Source organism: Micromonospora sp. NPDC049139, from assembly GCF_055586845.1.
Window position 1 is genome coordinate 101,581 of sequence record NZ_JBVJHK010000015.1, and the last position, 19,204, is coordinate 120,784.

Below are 19,204 nucleotides of genomic sequence, written 5' to 3' on the forward strand. Positions count from 1 at the left end.
GCACCACCGCCCTGAGCCGAACGATTCGCTCACTTCGCTCGCTCATGCCGGCACTCCGCTTCGCTCCGTGCCGTCATGAGGCACCACCGCCCTGAGCCAAACGATTCGCTCACTTCGCTCGCTCATGCCCGCTCCTCCGTCGACTGGGCCCGCGTGCCGGCGGTGCCGGCGGCGGCGTCCACCGGTTCCCGGGCGGCCGGCGCGCCGGCGGCCGTGGCACGCTGCTGGCGCAGCTGCGCGGCCGTGATCTCGCGGATCGAGTTCTGCGCCGGCCGCATCCGGCCGAGCAGGGAACCGATCGCCGGCAGCACGCCGTCGGGCATGAAGAGCACGACCAGCGCGAGCAGCAGGCCCGTCGCGACCAGGTGCAGCTGGGTGTCGCCGAACTCCACCTTGAAGTACTCCAGCCCGATGCCGACCACCAGCGCGCCGATCAGCGGGCCGAACAGGTTCCGGACCCCGCCGAGCAGCGCCATCAGCACCAGGTACGAGCCGGTGAGGATGGAGAACTGGAACACCGGGTCGAGGTCGCCGAACCAGAGCGCGTAGAGCCCGCCGCCCAGGGCGGTGAACCCCGCCGAGACCACGAACACCACCAGCTTGTACGCGAAGGTCGGGGTGCCCAGCGCCTCCGCCTTGTCCTCGTCCTCCCGGATGGCCTTCAGCCCGAGGCCGAACCGGGAACGGTCGACGACCCACCAGGCCAGCAGGGCCAGCGCGAGCAGGCCGGTGAACAGGTAGTAGAACACCCGGTGGTGCTCCGGACGGAGCAGGTCCGGGAACGGGCGCGGCACCACCAGGCCGCGTGACCCGCCGGTGAGCGACGCCCAACTCTGGAAGACCAGCAGCAGGATCAGCACCAGCGCGATCGAGACGATGACGAACGACGCGCCGCGGACCCGCAGCGCGGCGAAGCCGATCGGTACGGCGAGGGCGGCCACCAGCAGGGCCGCCACCACGAGGGCCACGAAGCTCGGCAGGCCGGCCTTCGTGACCAGCAGGGCGGTCCCGTAGCCGCCGAGCCCGGCGAGGGCGCCGTGGCCGAGGGAGATGTACCCGGTGAACCCGCCGACGAAGTTCCATGACGTCGAGAGCACCGCGTAGTTGAGCACCACGACGCCCGCCGAGAGGATGTACGGGTTGGGTGCCAGGGACGGGAAGGCCAGCACCGCCGCGGCGAGCAGCACGATCGCCGCCACCTGGAGGACCCGGTCGAGGCCGCGCCGCGCGGTCACCGCCCCGGCCGGCGGGACGGCCACCGTCGTCGGGTCAGAAGCGCTGGGCAAGGCGACCTCCGAAGAAACCTTGTGGCCGGAACGCAAGCGTCGCGAACAGGGCCAGGTAGAAGATGGTCTGCGCCCAGGTCGTGCCGAGCGGGATCTGCAGCAGGCTCTGCAGCATGCCGAGCACCATCGCGGCCATCGCGGCACCGGGTACGCTGCCCAGCCCGCCCACCACGATGATGGCCATCAGCGGGCCGATCCAGTGCCAGTGCAGCGACGGGTAGATGGTGGTGTCGAGGGCCAGGGCCGTGCCGCCGACGGCCGCGGTGGCGAGGCCGAGGCCGAAGCCGTACCCGGCCACCCGCTCGGTCTCGATGCCCACCAGCCGTGCCGCGTCGCGGTGCTGGATGGTCGCCCGCAGGGCCCAGCCGAAGGTGGTCTTCTTCATCAGCAGGTAGAGGGTGGCCAGGGCGACGGCGGCGAGGCCGAACGCGATCAGCTTGACCACCGCGACCCGGGCACCGAAGATCCCGAAGCTCGCCGAGCCGTAGCCGAGCTGGACCCGCCGCTGGGTGCCGTCGAACACGTAGCCGAGCAGACCCTCGATGACGAGCGCGATCGCGAAGGTCAGCAGCACCGACATCATGGTCAGCGTGGCCGGGCGCAGCCGGGCCAGGAGCAGCCGCTGCAACAGGACGCCGCAGGCGAAGAAGAGCGGCACGGTGGCGATCATCGACAGCAGCGGATCGACGCCCAGCCGGGTGTGGGACCACCAGGCGAGGTACGCGGCGAGGATGAGGAACGCCGAGTGGGCGATCATCACGACCCGCATGATTCCGAAGTAGAGGGTGAGTCCCGCTGCCAGGAGGGCGTAGAGCCCTCCCAGCAGCAGACCCAGGATGACGCTCTGGAAGAGCAGGGCACCGGAGGGCATGTCGTCCTACCAGGCCGGCTTCGGGTAGACGAGGTCGGTCTCCTTGGCGTCGGCCGGCAGCACGATCTGGATCTTGCCGCCCGCCCACTGCTGGATCATGTGGGCGCCCTTGGGCTTGCCCGTCGCGTCCCAGGAGAGCGGGCCGACCACCGTCTCCACGGTGTTGCCGCGGACCCACTCGACCAACTTCTTCTGGCACTCACCCTGCTCGGCGCAGCCCACCGCGGTGATCGCCGCCGCGACGACCTGACCGGTCGTGTACGCGTTGGCCTCGTCCTCCTCCGGCGGCGAGCCGAACTGCGCGGTGTACTTCTCGACGAACTCCTTGTTGCTCGGGTACGGCGCGTCCTGCGTGTACCCGGTCGGCGAGAGGATCCCCTCGGTCTTGTTGCCGATCGCCGCGGCGAACTCGGGGTTCGTCGGGGCGGTGGAGAAGGCGGCCAGCTTCGGCTGGTACCTGAGCTGCTGGAGGGCGACGATCAGGTTCACGCCGTCCTGGTACTGGGAGCCGCCCACCACGAGGTCGGCCTTCGACGACGCGATCTTCGCGGCGATGCTGCCGAAGTCGGTGGTGTTCGGCGGGTAGACCTCGTCGACGACGGTGCGGACGCCGCCCGCTTCGAGCTTCTCCTTCAGCCCGTACGCCGTGCCCTGCGCGAACGGGTCGTCCATGGCCGCGTACGCCGCGGTCTTCGGCCGCTGGTCGGGCGGCAGTGCCAGGATGTACTCGGCCAGGTGGTTGTAGTGGTCGTTCGCCACCGCCGGGGCGGCATAGAACAGGTTCTTGAAGCCCTGCTCGAAGACCTCCTTCGCCGCGCCCGCCGGCTCGACGAAGAGCATGCCGTACTCCTCGGCGACCCGGGCCGCGGGCACGACGAGACGGGTCGAGAACGGGCCCACCACGAGGTCCACGTTGTCCTTGCCGATCAACTGCTCGTAGTCGGCGACCACCCGGTCCGCGTTGGACTGGTCGTCGAGGATCTTCAGCTCGACCTTGCGGCCCAGGAGGCCGCCCTTGTCGTTGGTGATCTTGGCCCAGGCCTCGTAGCCGCGCTGGACACCCTTCCCCGGTTCGGAAAAGTCCCCGGTCAGGGGAAGGGAGATCCCCACGACGATCGGATCGTCGGCGTCGGAGGAGCCCCCGCCACCGCCGCCACCACAGGCCGCGAGCGCGAGGGTGAGGCTCGCGCCGAGTGCTGTCATCCACTGGATTCGCTTCAAACGGGTTGTCATCCCGAGACGCTCCTTTGCCGGGACGGAAGCGCTTGCGAAAGCGCTTGCGTAGACTAGGCTGTGGTTTGCGTCACTGGCAATAGTCAGATGACATCGATGTTTCCAGGGAGTTGCCGATGCCCAGGCCTGGCCCGAGACTGCGGCTGATCGACGTCGCCGAGCGCGCGGGTGTCTCGCTGGCGACCGCGTCCCGCGCCCTCGCCGGCCGGGAGGGGGTCAGCGAGGAGGTCGCGGGGCGCGTCCGGCAGGTCGCCCAGGAGCTGGGATACGTCGCCAACCCGTACGCCCGCACCCTCGCCGGCGGCACGAGTTCGACGGTCGGGCTGGTCGTGCACCAGGTCGACGACCCCTACTTCTCCGAGATCGCCGGCGGGGTCATCCAGGTGGCCGCCGAGGAGGGGCTGCTGGTGCAGATCTGCCACTCCGGCCGGGACCCGGACGCGGAGCTACGGCAGCTGCGCCATCTCATCGCGCAGCGGGTCGGGATCATCCTGGTCGCCGGATCGGGCTACGACGACGCCCGGATCGAGGCCGAGGCCCGCGCCGAGCTCGCGGAGTTCCAGAGCCAGGGCGGCCGGGTCGCCGTCATCGGCCGGCACGCCCTCGGCGTCGACGCGGTCCTGCCCGACAACGAGGCCGGCGGCCGCGCCCTCGCCGAGCACCTGCTGGACCTCGGGCACCGCCACATCGCCGTCGCAGCCGGCACGGCCGGGCTCACCACCGTCGCCGACCGGCTCTCCGGCGTGGCGGCCGCCCTGCGGCAGCGCGGCCTCTCCCTCGACGACCTTCCCGTCGTGCACTCCGACTTCACCCGCGACGGCGGCCGGGTCGCCGCCGAACGGATCCTGCGCGACCACCCCCGGACCACCGCGATCATCGCGCTCAACGACGCGATGGCCATCGGCGTGCTGTCGACGCTGCGGGCGCACCGCATCCCCGTGCCCGAACGGATGTCGGTCGTCGGGTTCGACGACGTCTCCGTCGCCGCCGACCTCGCCCCCAGCCTCACCACCATCCGGCTGCCCATGACCGACATGGGGCGGATGGCGCTGTCGCTCGCGCTCAAGCCCCGGTCGACCCGTCCCCGCCGCCGGTCCACCGGCCACCTCCTGGTGGTCCGCGACTCGACCGGGCCCGCCCCCACGGTGCTGCCCGCGAGCCGCGCCGACGGCCACCGCACCGGGGCCGGCGACCTGAGCGGAGCCGTCGGGCCCGTCGGCTGAACCCTCCCCGAGGTCGCGGGCCCTGCACCGGTGGCAGGATCAGGCCATGCCTTTGATCGAGGTCGTACTGGGTGACATCACGGACGAGGACGTCGACGCGATCGTCACCGCGGCGAACGAGTCGCTGCTCGGTGGCGGCGGCGTCGACGGGGCGATCCACCGCGCGGCCGGGCCACGGCTCGCCCGGGCGGGCGCCGCGCTGGCGCCGTGCGAGCCGGGCGACGCGGTGGCCACTCCGGCGTTCGACCTGGACCCACCGGTACGACACGTCATCCACACGGTCGGCCCGGTGTGGGAGGGCGGCGGCCACGGGGAGACCGACGTCCTGGCGTCGTGCTACCGGCGCTGTCTCGAGGTCGCCGACGTCATCGGCGCGCGCAGCGTCGCGTTCCCGGCCATCGCCACCGGCGTCTACGGGTTCCCGGCCGACCGGGCGGCGGCGATCGCCGTGACCACGATCCAGGCCACCCCCACCGAGGTCGGGCAGGTACGCCTCGTCGCCTTCGACGAGGCCACGTACGACCTGCTGACCGCGGCGCTGCACACCTGACCGCCTCGTACGCGCCATCCCCGTGCCGCATCGGCGGGACCCGAATCGAGGTCGGCCCGGCGAGCGCCGCGATTCCCGGGTCGGGTCTGTCACGATGGGCGCTCCCACGGACATGGAGTAGACGTGGGTTCGGGGACTGAGCACGAGGACCGCTTCCGACGCGTCTACGCGGCGAACTTCGAGCCGCTGCTGGCGTACGCCATGCGGCGCGTCGAGCAGCCCGAAGACGCGGCGGACGTGGTCGCCGAGACGTTTCTCGTCGCCTGGCGGCGCAGCCGTGACATGCCGCCGGAGGCTGAGGTTCGGCTGTGGCTGTACGGCGTGGCCCGACGGGTGCTGGCCAACCACCACCGCGGCGGAGTGCGCCGGGAACGGCTCGGTGAACGGTTGCGGCAACGACTCAGGGTCGCCGTCGCCGGCGACCCGGGCAGCGAGGTGCCCGAACGGCTCACGGTCCGGGCCGCGCTGGCCCGGCTGGGCGAGTTGGATCGCGAGGTGTTGATGCTGACCTTCTGGGAGGGCCTGGAGCCGCGCGAGGCCGCCGCGGTCCTGCACGTGAGCCCGGCTGTTGTCCGTACCCGGCTGTCACGTGCCCGGGCCCGGTTGCGAGATCTCGTCGGTGACGACCTCGGCCCGCCCGGACATGTACTCGACGTCATGGCAGCACGCACCTCGGAGGAGGGCAGATGACCGACGAGCACCTCGGCCGGATGGTCCGAGACGCCGACCCGTACCGACCCGATGTCATCAGGCACCTCGACGGGGCCGCGCAGAACCTCTTGGAGGAGATCATGTCCGTGCCGACCCTCGGACCCGTCGCCGAGCCGCCCGGCAAACGCCCCCGGGCGCGCCGCGGCATGATGAGCGGGCTCGTCGGCGCAAGCGTCGCGGCCACCCTTCTCGCCGGCGTCCTGGCCGTCTCGATCATGAACGGTGACCAGCCGGAAGGGCGCCCGGCGACCCCGCCGATCGCCTCCGAAGCGACGGGCCCGGCCGCGTATTCGGCGATGGTGCTCAAGGCGGCCGAGGAGAACCCGCGGCTGCTGATCGACCAGCCTGGCTGGAAGGCGACCACCGTCTACGGGTTCGCCGAGAAAGCGGGCACCATCGCGTTCAGCAACGGCGGACAGCAACTGGAGATGAACTGGTACCCGGCCGCCCAGTACGACGGCTACCACAAGGATCGGCTCCGGGTCAGCGAGCCGGAACCGGTGAAGGTCGACGGCTGGCCGGCCGACCTGTTCCGGTACAGCGCGAGCGACTTCGCCGTCATGCTCCGTCCCCGCGACGGTTCCTTCGTCGAACTGCGTACCGGGAGCGCCTGGACGCGGAGCGAGTTCGATCGCGTTGTCGCCGACGTGGTCCGCGTCGACGCCCGCACCTGGCTGGCCGCACTTCCGGCCGAGATCGTCACACCCGAGCGGGTGCAGGAGCAGGCGGCCAAGGTGCTCGCCGACGTGCCGCTCCCGCCAGGCTTCGACATCGCCGCACTGAACGGTCTCGGCACCAACGACCCCTACCAGTTCGGCGCCAAGGTGACCAGCCGGATCGGCTGCGGATGGATCGCCGAATGGCTGCGGGCGAAAGAGGCCGGCGACGACGCCGCCCTCCGGCGGGCCGCGGACGCGTTGCGCGGTAGCCACAAGTGGAAGGTGCTACACCAGATGAACGACGAGGGTGACTGGCCGGAGGTGTTCTGGGAGACCGCCGACAAGGTGGCCGCCGGAAGCCCGCCCGTCGGGTACAAGGAGGCCCTGGGCTGCGAGTAGCCGTCCCGGACCGCCGAGCAGTCTCGGGCTGGGCGCTGAGGATCCCCGGATCCTCAGCGCCCGACGCCTGCTCTGCGTCTCATCGCGCCCGGGCGCGGCGCGCCGATGACGGTCCTGACGGCCTTGCCGCCCTGGGCAGCCTGCTCGCCATCGCCACAGCCCTACTCCGATCGGGCTGGAACTCGGCCTGATCGCCGGCACCGCAGATGGTCACCGACGCGGTGCCCCTGGCCAACCGGGCCAGGACCCAGGGCATGATGGACGTGTCCATCGCTGTCGCCGGCGCCACCGGCGGCCTTTCCTCCGGCCTGGTCGTCTCCGCCGCCGGTTCTCCGGTCCTGGCGCTCGTCGGCGGCCTCGTGTCCCTCACCATGCTGCCCGCCATCACCGCCACCACGAGGATCCGATGAACCCGCCCACCGACCCTGCCGTCCGCACCGTCGACGGCAGTGGCCTTCTCTGCGTCACCCTCCTGCTCCGCCTGCGGAAGGAAATCGACGGCGTCCCGCCGGGCACCGTCGTGCACGTCATCGCCACCGACCCCGTCGCGCCCATCGACCTACCCGCCTGGTGCCACCTGACCGGCCACACGTGGCTCGGCCGCCAACCATCCGCGGCCGGCACGGTCTACGCGATCCGCGTCACCGCAGCGGCCACACCGGTCGACCAGCAGCGACCCTGGATCACCCACCGCTGACCGGCCTGCGGGGCGTTCACCCACTTCACCGTGCCGAGCCTGAGCCGCTCCGATTCGGCGATCCCAGCCCGGTCGGGGTCAGCATCGGCTGCGACGGCGTCTGCGCTCCCCGAAGGACTCGAACCCCTAACCTTCTGGCGCATAGGTCGGGTTGAGGGAGAAGTAGTCCTCCTCTTCCTGGGCCAGGTGCAGCCGGAGCACGGCGTCCAGGCCGTACAGGGCGGCCAGCAGGTCGGGCACCTCCTCGCGGCGCAGCCGGCCGTCCGGGTGTTGGGCCAGGTGGCCGCCGATCCGGTTCATAAGCCGGTGGATCTCCACGTGTGCGCGGCTCATCGTCGAGGTCGCGTCGGCGCTGCCGAGCGGGCCCGCCAACGCCGGGTAGAGGTGGCGTTCCTCGGCCGCCTCGTGCGGCAGCACCTCGTCGACCAGGCGGCGGTGCACGTCGCGCAACGCCGGCACGCACTCCGGCGCGTCGGGGCGGGTCGCCACCAGGTCGGCGGTGTCGCGCAGCCGGGTCAGCACGTCCCGCACCCCGCCGTGCTCGCCGGCGTACCGGTCGAGCAGTTTCCGGGTTTCCGGCGGGACGTCGCGGCGGCGCAGGCCGCCCCCGAGGGCGCGCAGCGCGTTGAGGATCACCAGCACGTCGATGCCCTCCTGGAGGAACGCGCCGGCGACCGGGGGCAGCCCGCCGGCCGCAGCGATGATCATCGCGACGACGGCCAGGCCCATCCCGACGGTGGCGCTCTGCACCGCGATGCGGCGCGCGTACCGGGCGATGTCGACGGCGTCGGCGAGCCGGTCCAGCCGGTCCACGGTGAGCACCGCGTCGGCGACGTCGGCGGACGCCGTCGCCCCGGTGGCGCCCATTGCCACCCCCACGTGCGCCGCAGCCAGGGCCGGGGCGTCGTTGACGCCGTCGCCGACCATCACCGTGATCGTCCGGCCGGACTCCTCCCGGACCCGGGCCACTTTCTCCTGCGGCGAGCACTGGGCGATCACGTCGTCCACGCCGACGGCCTGCGCCACTTGCCGAGCGGTCTCCGACCGGTCGCCGGTGACCATGATCAGCCGGCGGAAGCCGGCCTCCCGGAGCCGCCGCACGGTACGCCGGGCGTCGGGACGTACCGGATCCTCCAGCAGGATCGCGCCGAGCGGGACGCGGTCGTCGCTGACCCAGACGGTGGAGCGGCCGGCCATTTCGGCGCGCTCGTGTACCCGGCGCGCCCACTCGGGTGGTTCACCGGTGAGCTGGCCGACTCGGACCAGGCGGCCGTCCACCCGGCCGGTGACCCCGCGCCCCGGTTCCTCGGTGACGTCGGCCGGCTCGGCCAGCGGCAGCCCCTGCTCGCGGGCCTGCCGGACCAGGGCGGCGGCAAGCACGTGCGGGGAGAGCTGCTCGACGGAGGCGGCAAGCCGCAGCACCTCGTCCCGGTCGCCGCCGGGGGCGACCACCGTCTCGGCGGCACGGGGGCGGCCGGTGGTGAGCGTGCCGGTCTTGTCCATCAGCAGGGTGCGGGCCCGGCCCAGCAGCTCCAGCGACCCGCCGTCGCGGACCAGTACGCCGCGCCGGGCCACCCGGGACAGCCCGGAGACGATCGCGATGGGGGTGGCCAGCAGCAGCGGGCAGGGGGTGGCCACCACCAGCACCGCCACCGCCCGCAGGAACTGGCCGCTGAGCAGCCAGGCGAGCCCCGCCAGCAGCAGGGTGAACGGCACGAACGCGGCGGCGTACCGGTCGGCGAGCCGAACCATCGGGGCCTTGTGCGCGGTGGCCTCCTCCGCGAGCCGGACGATGCCCGCGTACGTGCTCTCTGCCGCGCTCTTGCCGGCCCGCAGCCCGAACCCGGCGCCGGCGTTGACCACACCGCTGACGACCTGCTCACCGGCGGAGCGGGTGACCAGCTGCGATTCGCCGGTGACCGTCGACTCGTCCAGGGTCGCGGCCTCCTCGACGGTCCCGTCCACCGGCACCACGTCGCCGGGGCCGACGACGAGCCGATCTCCCACCGCCACCTGGTCCAGGGGCACAACCTCGATCCCGCCGTCCGGGGTGCGTCGCCGCGCCTGCCGGGGTGCCCGTTCCAGCAGCGCGCGCAGGTCACGGCTGGCCCGGCGCTGCGCGTAGTCCTCCAGCGCCTGCCCGGTGGCGACCATCACGGCGATCACCGCGCCGGCCAGGTACTCGCGGACCAGCAGCGTGCCGACCAGAGCCAGGACGGCGATCACGTCCACCCCGAACTGCCGGCGCCACACCTGCCGCAGCGTCGACCAGGTGGCCGGCAGCAGTGCCACCAGGGTCACCGCCGCCCAGACCAGTTGGGCCGCCTCCGGCAGCCCGGCGAGCCACAACCCGGCGCCGGCCAGCACGGCCAGGGTGAGCAGGGTCAGCGGCGCCCACTGCCGCCAGTCCACCCGGCGCCGCCCCACCGGCCGCTCCGGTACGCACTCGCGCGGTTCCGCCCTCACCTACGGATCGTCCCAGCGGCGCGGCCGGCCGGACCGGGCAACCGAGGTAATCCGGCGCGGGCCGGGCGAGCGCCAGCGCGCTCACCGAGGCCGCCACGACGGCCGGTCGCGCCCCCCTCCGTGGACAACACCCCACCCTGGCGCTGGGCAGCCCTCCCGACGCGCTGGCACTACGGAGGGTGCGGGCCCCGCCTCGCCGCCACCGACCCGAGGGTTCGGGTAAGATCCCCCGCCAGCGGAACATCCCTGGCTAATGCCATCAGCTATCCGAGGGCTCACGCCGAGCTACTCTCCGCCGCCCCGTTCTCCCCGCCACCCCGGTTTCCTCCAGCGGCCAGCACCTCGGCGAAGAACCGCAACCGGACCTCGTCCTGCACCGACTCACCGCCTTCGTGTCCGTTGAACGGGTACACCTCGATCCGGCGCGGGCCGGCATAGTGGTGGTAGGCGCCGAACACCGTCGACGGCGGGCAGCTGGCGTCCATCAACGCCACGCTGAACAGTGCCGGGCAGCGCCCCCGGATGGCGAAGTTGACCCCGTCGACATAGCTCAACGTGTCGAAGACCCGCTCCACGTTGCCCCGGTGGACCTTCAGGTAGTTGACGATCTCCTGGTAGGGGCCGGCGGTGGCCCGCTCGGCGCCACGCCGGAAGTCACAGAGGAAGGGCACGTCGGGCGCGACCGCGCGCAGCCGGGGGTCGAGGGCCGCGACCGCCAGCGACAGCCCGCCACCCTGGCTGATTCCGGTGGCCACCACCTGGTCCGGATCGACCAGCGGATGCGCCCGGGCCGCCTGTACGGCACGCACCGCGTCGGTGACCACCCGCCGGTAGTAGAGGGTTCGGGGGTCGAGCACGCCCCGGGTGACAAAGCCGGGATGCTGCGGGTTGCCGCCGGCCGGCTCGTGGTCGGGGGTCGCTCCGGCACTCCACCCGCTGCCCTGGCCCCGTACGTCCATGAACAGGTGGGCATAGCCCGCGGCGGCGTAGAGCAGGTTCTCGTGCGGCAGGCCCCGGCCGCCGCCGTAACCGGGAAACTCCACCACGCACGGCAGCGGCTTTTCGGCACCGGTCGGGACGGCGAGCCACGCCTTGACCCGGTCGCCGCCGAAGCCACTGAACGTCACGTCGTGGACGGTGATCACGCGCAGCGGCGAGTCGACCGGCTCGAAGGTGGCGTCCAGACCGCGCCGGGCCGCCTCGGCCAGGGTGTCGGCCCAGAACTCGTCGAAATCGGCGGGCTCGCGGCGCACCGGCCGGTATCCGGCGAGTTCGGCCAACGGCAGGTCGGTCATCGGCATGGCGTACCCCATTTCCTCTGGTCGCGTCGGCCGACCCGAACCAGCCATGGTCACGCTGAGTGATGACTGGTGTCCAGTATGGACGGGCGGGTGAACGGCCGGATGCCATCCTTGGCTGCGGCGAGCGGCCGGGTCAAGAGCCCCGTCGCCTGACTAGACGACCGGGAAGTGCGCTACTAATCCGTATTAGCTTCTTGACTCGACGGATCGCCCGGGACCACACTCAGCACTCGGATCAGCCTGACACCTACCGCGCCCTTCGTCACTATTGGTGTCGGGTTGGCCATGCCCCGACGCCGCCCTCGCCGCGACCGCCGGCCAGTCTCCCGTGCCTCGTCCGAGTCGCCGATTCCGCTCCGACCCGCCTGCCCGTCCCGACAGGAGGACCATCATGGCCAACGACCCGACCCCGACCAGGTTCAGACGCCGAGCGTTGCTGGCCGCCGCAGCAGGCGGAGCAGCGCTGCTCGCCGTACCGATCCGGGCGCTCGCCGAGACGTCGGAGACCGCTGGGACGTCGGCGACCACCGCGTCGGGCCTGCCGCTGCTGGCCCCACTGCCGCCCGGAGCACCGGACCGGGCCCTGTTCGCCCCGCTGGAACAGCGGTTCGCCGGCTACCTGGCGATCCTTCCGGGGATGACCAACGACATCGACGACACGACCAACCACGGGTTCATGGGCGGCGGCTGGTGGCGCTCCCCGAACGCGCCGTACAACGCCAGGGTGCAGGAGCACGTCTACACGTTGAGCTGGTTCCACGCCAACCAGCGGCCGTGGAATCCGTACGCCGGAAACGCGGCGCTGGCCGGGCGGCTCGACGCGGCGCTCGGGCACTACCTCGGGCTCCAGCACGACGACGGATCCTGGCCGGAGTACAGCCGCAACGAGCACTCGCTGCCCGCCACCGGCTTCGGCCTCGGTTACCTGGCCAAGACCCTGGCCAACCTGCGGCAGTCAGGCGCGCTGCCGCAGCGGCGGACAGAGATCGAACGGGCCCTGCACGCCGGGATGGGCTGGCTGCTGAATCCGGCCAACGGCATCTGGCGTACCCCGGTCCAGTGGACCAACCAGGTCGCCGGCGGCCTCGCCGGCGCGACCCTGGCGCTGCGGCTCCAACCGGACGCCGCGCTGGCCGCCCGGCTCACCGAGCGGATCGACTTCCTGGCCGAGCACGGACAGAGCCCGGCCGGCTTCTTCTACGACCCGACCGGCATGGACATCAACTACAACTTCGAGGTGATGCTGCCGGAGCTGGCGGAGATCTACCTGCTCACCGGCAACCGGGCCGTGCTGGGAATGGCCCGCCGGTTCACCGAGTGGTTCGGCTACAACCTGCTCCGCGAGCCGGACGGCTCGGGCTGGCTCACCTACTACGCCATGTCCGCCCGGACCAGCGTCGCCTACTACGACAACGTGATCCCCGACCCGGACCGCACCAACCTCAACTCGGCCTTCGTCCACGACCTGCCACAACTCGGCGCGTTCCTCACGTCCAGGGAGGACCGGGCCGCCGCCCGCGCCGCCTGGGCCGCCCAGCCGAGCCCCGCTCCCGGGCCGGCCAAGCAGGACACCTCGCCCCGGATCATCGCGCACGCACCGTACGAGGAGACGCTGCCGAGCAACGCCGAGAAGGAGCGGGCCATCGCGGCGCTGCCCTACCTGCGGCAGCCGGAGTTCGCCCAGGTGCGCCGGGACACCGCGGTCAAGCAGGACTACCTCTACGTCAGGCGGCCGGGGCTCTATTTCGGAGCGTTCTTCGGCACCCGGCCGACCAGCACGGTCCGCAGCGGACCGGGCTTCCTCTGGCACCCGGCGGCCGGCACCATCGTGCACGCCCAGCAGAGCGACACCGGTTGCTGGTCGACGCTGCTGCCCAACGGCAACCCGGACGGCCGGAGCAACCTGGTCGCCGAATACCAGGTCGGTGACCGGGAGTGGAACGGGAAGTTCCTCTCCCCCGGCGACGCGCCGGTGCGGGTGCGCTACCGTCTGCCGGACTCGCGGATCACCACCGAGCTGACCGTCACCCGGGACAGCGTGATTCGCTCGGTGCGGGTCACCTCGACGGCGACCGAGCAGATCCCACTGGTGCTGCAACCGCAGGACGTCGTGACGTTCGCCGACGGCACCCCGGTCGCCTACGGCGCCGACGCGGCTGCCCGCACCGACGGCCTGACCATCCGTCGCGGCGGCACCGTCGTCACGATCAGTTGGGACAGCGTACGGCCGGCCACCGTGACCAGCACGTCCCGGACCTACCTGCGCGACGCCCGGCGCCGGGTGCACACGCTGCGGGTGCCGCACGACGGCCGGATCGAGGTACGCATCACCCTCTCCTGACCGTACGGTCTGATACCGACCAACTGCCGGACAGCACCACCCTTCCGGCGACCGAGGCGGCCGCCGGCGTGGACACCACGCCGGCGGCAGTCCTCCCAGCAGATGAAATCCGTCCGTGTCCCGCGGCTCGAACAAGGACTGTTCCGCGCCAGCCTGCCCGTCCCACTCGGCTGACCGCCATCGCTTGACCAGTAGCCGTGGCCCGGCCCGCCCGATCTCTTGACACCGCGTAACGGCATTCCCGGCCGCCGGTCAGGTACGCTACGACGCGGTGCGGTTCCGGCCCGTCACCGACGATGGCTACGGCGTCATCAGCGACGTCGCCGCGCTGTCCGGCGGGAGGCTGGCGCTGCGGCCCGGCGCACTCGCCCGGCGCACCGACGAGGGACTGGTCGAGCCGGACCGGGAGGAGAGGGACGACTACGCCGCTACCGCCGGCTCACCGGCGTGGGCAGGATCCGAGCGCGACCCGTCAGCGACTCCGGCGGGCGTTGAGCCGCGCGGCCTGACGCGTCAGGTGGTCTCGCTCAGCGAGGTTGGGGGCCTTGTGGGCCGCCTCGGCGTACAGCCGTGCCGCCGTGGCCAGGTCGCCGTCGCGCTCGTGGAGGTACGCCGCCACCGCGGCGTGGCGCGGCAGCGAGTCGTCCAGCGCCGCGAGCGCCGCCAGCCCGGCGCGCGCTCCGTCGGCCTCGCCGACGGCCACGGCGCGGTTGAGCCGGACGACCGGGCTGTCGGTCAGGCGCGCGAGTTCGTCGTACCACTCGACGATCTGCACCCAGTCCGTCTCCTCGGCGGTGCGTGCGTCAGCGTGCAGTGCCGCGATGGCGGCCTGGGCCTGGAACTCGCCCAGCCGGTCACGGGCGAGTGCGGCCTGCAGGATCTCGACGCCCTCGGCGATCGACGCGGTGTCCCACCGGCCGCGGTCCTGGTCGGCCAGTGGCATCAGGCTGCCGTCGGGCGCGGTCCGGGTGGCGCGCCGGGCGTGGTGCAGCAGCATGAGGGCGAGCAGCCCCGCCACCTCGGGGTGGTCGATCGCGGTCGCGAGCTGCCGGGTGAGCCGGATGGCCTCGGCGGCGAGGTCCACGTCGCCGGAGTAGCCCTCGTTGAAGACCAGGTAGAGCACGCGCAGCACGGTGGCGACGTCGCCGGGCTGGTTGAACCGCACGCCGGAGACGGTGCGCTTGGCCCGGCTGATGCGTTGCGCCATGGTCGCCTCGGGCACCAGGTAGGCCTGGGCGATCTGGCGGGTGGTCAGCCCGCCGACGGCGCGCAGCGTGAGGGCGACCGCGGACGACGGCGTCAGTGACGGGTGGGCGCACAGGAAGTAGAGCTGGAGCGTGTCGTCGACCGCGGGCGCGGGCCCGGGCGCCGGCTCCTCGTCGATGAGGTCCTCACGCCGGCGGCGGGCGGCGTCCGCCCGGGTCGCGTCGAGGAACCGGCGCCAGGCCACGGTGACCAGCCAGCCCTTCGGGTCCCGCGGCGGGTCGGCCGGCCAGACGCGGACCGCCTCGACCAGCGCGTCCTGCACGGCGTCCTCGGCCGCCGCGAAGTCGGCTCCGCGGCGGACGAGGATCCCGAGCACGCTCGGCGTGAGGCTCCGGAGCAGGGCCTCGTCCATCAGATCACTCCGTGATGGTGGGCGGCTCGGCCAGGAACGGACGTACCTCGAGCCACTCGTGGATCGGCTTCCCGCCCGCCCCCGGGGCGGCCGACAGCTCCCCAGCCAGCTCGATGGCGCGCTCGTAACTGTCGACGTCGATCACCATCCACCCGGCGATGAGGTCCTTGGTCTCGGCGAACGGGCCGTCGGTGACCGGCGGGCGACCCTCCCCGTCGTACCGGACGAACGTCCCCTCCGGGGCGAGCGCCTGGCCGTCGACGAACTCGCCGGTCCCCTCGAGCCGGGCCGCGAAGTCGCGCATGTACTGCACGTGCGCCGAGATTTCCTCCGGCGTCCACTGGTCCATGGGCACGTCGTTGACCGCAGCCGGAGCGCCGCGGTAGTGCTTGAGCAGCAAGTACTTGGCCATCGTATTTCTCCTCGGTGCTGGTGCGACCCATTCTGGTCACGGCCAGCCCGGGGACGGAGCCAGTCACGGGTTCTCGACATCGCCGTCCGAGATTTTTTGGCTCTCCGCCGCGGTCGCCTCGGCCCCGGGACAGGTCTTCCACAGCAGCCCGTCGATCTCGACGACGGGCTGCTCAGCCTCCGCCGAGGGGGCCACCGACCGACCTGGGGTATCTGTCCTAGAGCCCCTGGACAGGACGTGACAGCAGGCAGAACTCGTTGCCCTCAGGATCAGCGAGCACGACCCAGCTCACGTCGGAGGACTGTCCCACGTCGACGCGTCGCGCACCGAGGGCGAGCAACCGGTCAAGCTCCTCCGCGGTGGACACGCCGTCGGCACGCAGGTCGAAATGCAACCGGTTCTTGATCACCTTGCCCTCCGGCACGGCCGCCACGTCGATCATCGGCCAGGAACGGTCGGAGGCCGCAATGGTGATCACCTCACCATCCTCATCGACAACCTGCCAGCCGAGAACCGAGCACCAGAAGTCGGCGATCAGTTGTGGCCGGACGGCGTCGATGGCGATGGCGGCAAGACGGCTCGGCATGCCGTCATTCTCACCCACGAACAGGCTGAGCCGTGTTCTGGCCGTCCGCTCCACCGCGCCACTATTCAATCGACGATTCTCCATATATTGTGCAGGCCGGAAGCGCCATCGCCGTTCACTGTGGAGCGTGGAGGAGCGGATGGGACTCATCTCGTGGCAGGACAGGCGACGCGGCCGGTCGGCGCCGGCGGCCCTGGGCATCCTGGTGCTGGCGGCCGGACTGGCGGTTGCCGGTCCACCCACCGCCGCACAGGCATCCGACTGCACGCGCACCCACACCGGCCGCACGCCGTTGCCGGACCTGCGTACCGGTACGTACCTCGGTGCGCAGGGCGGGCTCTACCCGGGTGGCGTCAACGTCCGCCCGGCCGCACACGACTCGGCGGGGCGGTCCCTGGCGGCCACCCAGGTCGTCCCGCGCAACGCGGCGGGCGCCGCCGACCCGACCAACGGCCGGATCGTGTTCGCCTCGATCGGCATGTCGAACACCACCCAGGAGTTCCAGGCGTTCATGCAGGCGACGGCAGGTGACACCACCATCAACCCCCGGTTGGTGATGGTCGACGGAGCCCAGGGCGGGCGCGCTGCGACCGACTGGGCCGACCCGAACAGCACCACCTGGCAGATCCTCAACGATCGGCTGAGACAGGCCGGGGTCACCCCAGCCCAGGTGCAGACAGTCTGGCTGAAGCAGCAGTTCGCCGGGGACGGGCTGGGCGCGTTCCCCAGCGGGGCGCAGAAGCTACGGGACTCCCTACGCAGCATCGTCACCATCGCCCGGAGCAAGTACCCGAACCTGCGAATCGTCCACCTGTCCAGCCGCACCTACGGTGACTACTCCACCGCGACCCGCGGCACCGGCGCCTACGAGCAGGCGTTTGCCGTCAAGTGGCTGATCGAGGACCAGATCGCCGGAGATCCTCGACTGGCGTACGCCGGCAGCGGCGCCCCGGCTCCATGGCTGGCCTGGGGCCCTTATCTGTGGGCGGACGGGCTCGGCGCGGACGACGTGGTGGGCGGCGTGCCGGGGCGCAGCGACGGGCTGGAGTGGTCCTGCGCTGACTACCAGAGCGACGGCGTGCACCCCAGCACCTCCGGCCGGAAAAAGGTCGCCCAGGCGCTGATCAGCTTCTACAAGAACGACACCACCGCCACCCCCTGGTTCCGTCGCAGTTGACCGCAGCCAGCCCGCGACAGCCGGGATCGTCATCAGCACTCCCACTCTGGTCGTTTGCACCGCGCTCACCGCGCGACCGCACCTCGGCTGTGGGATTGCTCGCGCCCACGCCGGACACACCCACAGCCCGGGCTCCTCCACGACCACCGACATCAAGACGTGGGCGCTGCCGCACCTGGCGGAGGCGGCACTGCTGAGCGGGCGACAGGCGGGGCTGTGCGCGGTCATGATGGATTCGGTCGCGTAGAACTGCCATGATGCCGCGCATGTCACTGCACCGCCGCACCGTGCTCGGCGCCGGTCTCGCGGCAGCCGCCGCCACCCTCGCCGGCTGTCGCGAGGTGGTCCGTTCGGCCACTTCCGGCCCGACCGCCGGCCCCAGCCCGTCGGCCGCGTCGCCGCGACCGGCAGCGCGACGGGATACGGCTCCGAGGGCCGCGACGTCAGCCACCACCGGCACCCCCGTGACGTCCGCCGACCGCAGGCTGCTCCGCGAACTCGACCGCCACCTCGTTCCGACCAGCGCCAACCCCAAGCATCCGGCGTACGCGGGCGCGGTCGCGCTCTGCCAGGTGAACGGCACCACCACGGCGCGGGCGCGGGTCGGCAAGGCGCTGCGCTACGGCGCGGGCCCGGTGTTGCTGCCCGAGTCGAAGCAGGTCGCGATGCGGCCCGACTCGATCTTCGACCTGGCCTCGATCACCAAGGTCTACACCGCGATCCTCGCGCTGCAACAGGTCGACAAGGGGCGGCTCGATCTCCACGCGCCCGTGGCCGCATACCTGCCGGCCTTCACGGGCACGGGCAAGAACAGAGTCACCGTCGCCATGCTGCTGGCGCACACCAGCGGACTACCCGTCGGAGCCAACGTCGCCGGCCTGCCCGACGACGCGGCCCGCCGGGCGGCGGTCCTCGCCACTCCCCTGGTCAGCGGCGCAACCCCCGGCACGGTCTTCCGCTACTCCAGCGTCGGCCTGATGGTCCTCGCATTCCTGGTCGAAAAGGTCACCGGACAACGGCTCGACCAGGCCCTCACAACCGGGTTGACCGGGCCACTCGGCCTGAAGGACACCGGATTCAACCCCAAGACCTGGCTCAGCGCCTCAGATCAGGCGAGCCGACTCGTCGCCACAGACGCGCGGTCCTCCCGAGGGCTGCTCCGCGGCGTGGTGCACGACGACGTCGCCAACCACATGGGGGGAATCGCCGGCCACGCCGGCATCTTCAGCACCGCCGCCGAGGTAGCCGTCATCGGTCAGCTGCTACTCAACGACGGCATCCACAACGGCACCCGGATCCTCTCCGAAGAGATCACCCGACAGATGCTCACCAACGTGAACACCGGCCTGCCCGCCGTCGACCCGGAACGACCCAACCGCACCTCCGCGCACGGCCTCGGCGTCGTGCTCGACCAGCCCTGGTTCATGGGCCGGCTCAGCAGCCCCCGCACCTTCGGGCACACCGGCTTCACCGGCACCTCCCTGGTGGTCCACCCGGACCGCCGGATGGTCCTGGTCCTCCTGACAAACCGCGCCCACCCGAACTGGAGCTGGGCGAACCCCGACCCGGTCCGCGTGGCCGTCGCCAACACCGTCTCCGCCACCGCGACGCCGCGCCAGTAATCCAGCCGCACCTGTTGGAGTCGGAGTCTTCGCTGGTGGCATCGGGTGGAGA

The 19,204-nt window shown here is 71.9% G+C and carries 18 protein-coding genes; 9 read left to right on the forward strand and 9 right to left on the reverse strand.

What is annotated here, in order from left to right; translation table 11 throughout:
* Positions 1-122 precede the first annotated feature (122 nt).
* From ACZ6Q9_RS23450 to ACZ6Q9_RS23460, 3 genes are read right to left on the reverse strand one after another with little or no spacing between them, the layout of a single operon-like run.
* Positions 123-1,286 (reverse strand): branched-chain amino acid ABC transporter permease, encoded by a 1,164-nt coding sequence (locus ACZ6Q9_RS23450; RefSeq protein WP_396829561.1) that lies wholly within the window; start codon positions 1,284-1,286, stop codon positions 123-125.
* On the reverse strand, positions 1,270-2,157 hold the full coding sequence (locus ACZ6Q9_RS23455) for a branched-chain amino acid ABC transporter permease (protein ID WP_396829562.1): 888 nt from the start codon (positions 2,155-2,157) through the stop codon (positions 1,270-1,272). Before ACZ6Q9_RS23455 ends, ACZ6Q9_RS23450 begins: the two co-directional genes overlap by 17 nt.
* A gap of 6 nt (positions 2,158-2,163) precedes the next feature.
* Positions 2,164-3,390: an amino acid ABC transporter substrate-binding protein gene (locus tag ACZ6Q9_RS23460; protein ID WP_393456780.1), complete on the reverse strand. Its 1,227-nt coding sequence runs from the start codon at positions 3,388-3,390 to the stop codon at positions 2,164-2,166.
* A gap of 116 nt (positions 3,391-3,506) precedes the next feature.
* On the opposite strand from ACZ6Q9_RS23460, the gene ACZ6Q9_RS23465 reads away from it, so the two are divergent.
* The 6 genes from ACZ6Q9_RS23465 (at position 3,507) to ACZ6Q9_RS23490 (ending at position 7,629) form a co-directional block, all read left to right on the forward strand.
* On the forward strand, positions 3,507-4,613 hold the full coding sequence (locus ACZ6Q9_RS23465) for a LacI family DNA-binding transcriptional regulator (RefSeq protein WP_393263430.1): 1,107 nt from the start codon (positions 3,507-3,509) through the stop codon (positions 4,611-4,613).
* Between the two features lie 46 nt (positions 4,614-4,659).
* Positions 4,660-5,163, forward strand: coding sequence for an O-acetyl-ADP-ribose deacetylase (locus tag ACZ6Q9_RS23470; protein WP_393263432.1), 504 nt, complete (start codon positions 4,660-4,662; stop codon positions 5,161-5,163).
* A 123-nt stretch (positions 5,164-5,286) separates the two neighbouring features.
* Complete coding sequence (locus ACZ6Q9_RS23475) at positions 5,287-5,853, forward strand: RNA polymerase sigma factor (RefSeq protein WP_393263434.1); 567 nt, start codon at positions 5,287-5,289, stop codon at positions 5,851-5,853.
* Positions 5,850-6,932, forward strand: coding sequence for a hypothetical protein (locus ACZ6Q9_RS23480; RefSeq protein ID WP_393263436.1), 1,083 nt, complete (start codon positions 5,850-5,852; stop codon positions 6,930-6,932). Before ACZ6Q9_RS23475 ends, ACZ6Q9_RS23480 begins: the two co-directional genes overlap by 4 nt.
* A 206-nt stretch (positions 6,933-7,138) precedes the next feature.
* Complete coding sequence (locus tag ACZ6Q9_RS23485; RefSeq protein ID WP_393456786.1) at positions 7,139-7,342, forward strand: hypothetical protein; 204 nt, start codon at positions 7,139-7,141, stop codon at positions 7,340-7,342.
* Positions 7,339-7,629: a sulfurtransferase TusA family protein gene (locus ACZ6Q9_RS23490; RefSeq protein ID WP_393263439.1), complete on the forward strand. Its 291-nt coding sequence runs from the start codon at positions 7,339-7,341 to the stop codon at positions 7,627-7,629. Before ACZ6Q9_RS23485 ends, ACZ6Q9_RS23490 begins: the two co-directional genes overlap by 4 nt.
* Before the next feature lie 126 nt (positions 7,630-7,755).
* On the opposite strand, the gene ACZ6Q9_RS23495 is transcribed toward ACZ6Q9_RS23490, so the two are convergent.
* Positions 7,756-10,095 carry a heavy metal translocating P-type ATPase gene (locus ACZ6Q9_RS23495; RefSeq protein ID WP_396829563.1) on the reverse strand — a complete coding sequence of 780 codons (2,340 nt, stop codon included), beginning with the start codon at positions 10,093-10,095 and terminating at the stop codon, positions 7,756-7,758.
* Between the two features lie 275 nt (positions 10,096-10,370).
* Complete coding sequence (locus tag ACZ6Q9_RS23500; RefSeq protein WP_396829564.1) at positions 10,371-11,396, reverse strand: acetylxylan esterase; 1,026 nt, start codon at positions 11,394-11,396, stop codon at positions 10,371-10,373.
* A gap of 391 nt (positions 11,397-11,787) precedes the next feature.
* On the opposite strand from ACZ6Q9_RS23500, the gene ACZ6Q9_RS23505 reads away from it, so the two are divergent.
* The gene (locus ACZ6Q9_RS23505) at positions 11,788-13,737 is read left to right on the forward strand and encodes a hypothetical protein (RefSeq protein ID WP_396829565.1); all 1,950 of its coding nucleotides are present in this window, start codon (positions 11,788-11,790) and stop codon (positions 13,735-13,737) included.
* A 472-nt stretch (positions 13,738-14,209) separates the two neighbouring features.
* Here the strand turns inward: ACZ6Q9_RS23505 and ACZ6Q9_RS23510 are convergent, their stop codons facing one another.
* The 4 genes from ACZ6Q9_RS23510 to ACZ6Q9_RS23525 form a co-directional block, all read right to left on the reverse strand.
* Entirely contained in the window at positions 14,210-15,355 is a 1,146-nt protein-coding gene (locus ACZ6Q9_RS23510) for an RNA polymerase sigma factor (RefSeq protein WP_393263447.1), read from the reverse strand.
* A 4-nt stretch (positions 15,356-15,359) separates the two neighbouring features.
* On the reverse strand, positions 15,360-15,767 hold the full coding sequence (locus tag ACZ6Q9_RS23515; RefSeq protein WP_350710608.1) for a YciI family protein: 408 nt from the start codon (positions 15,765-15,767) through the stop codon (positions 15,360-15,362).
* A 63-nt stretch (positions 15,768-15,830) separates the two neighbouring features.
* Positions 15,831-15,962: a hypothetical protein gene (locus ACZ6Q9_RS23520; protein WP_396829566.1), complete on the reverse strand. Its 132-nt coding sequence runs from the start codon at positions 15,960-15,962 to the stop codon at positions 15,831-15,833.
* A gap of 22 nt (positions 15,963-15,984) precedes the next feature.
* Positions 15,985-16,407 carry a VOC family protein gene (locus tag ACZ6Q9_RS23525; protein ID WP_396829567.1) on the reverse strand — a complete coding sequence of 141 codons (423 nt, stop codon included), beginning with the start codon at positions 16,405-16,407 and terminating at the stop codon, positions 15,985-15,987.
* A gap of 85 nt (positions 16,408-16,492) precedes the next feature.
* On the opposite strand from ACZ6Q9_RS23525, the gene ACZ6Q9_RS23530 reads away from it, so the two are divergent.
* Positions 16,493-17,530, forward strand: coding sequence for a hypothetical protein (locus ACZ6Q9_RS23530; protein WP_396829568.1), 1,038 nt, complete (start codon positions 16,493-16,495; stop codon positions 17,528-17,530).
* Positions 17,531-17,994: 464 nt separating this feature from the next.
* On the forward strand, positions 17,995-19,152 hold the full coding sequence (locus tag ACZ6Q9_RS23535) for a serine hydrolase domain-containing protein (protein WP_396829569.1): 1,158 nt from the start codon (positions 17,995-17,997) through the stop codon (positions 19,150-19,152).
* Positions 19,153-19,204: the final 52 nt, after the last annotated feature.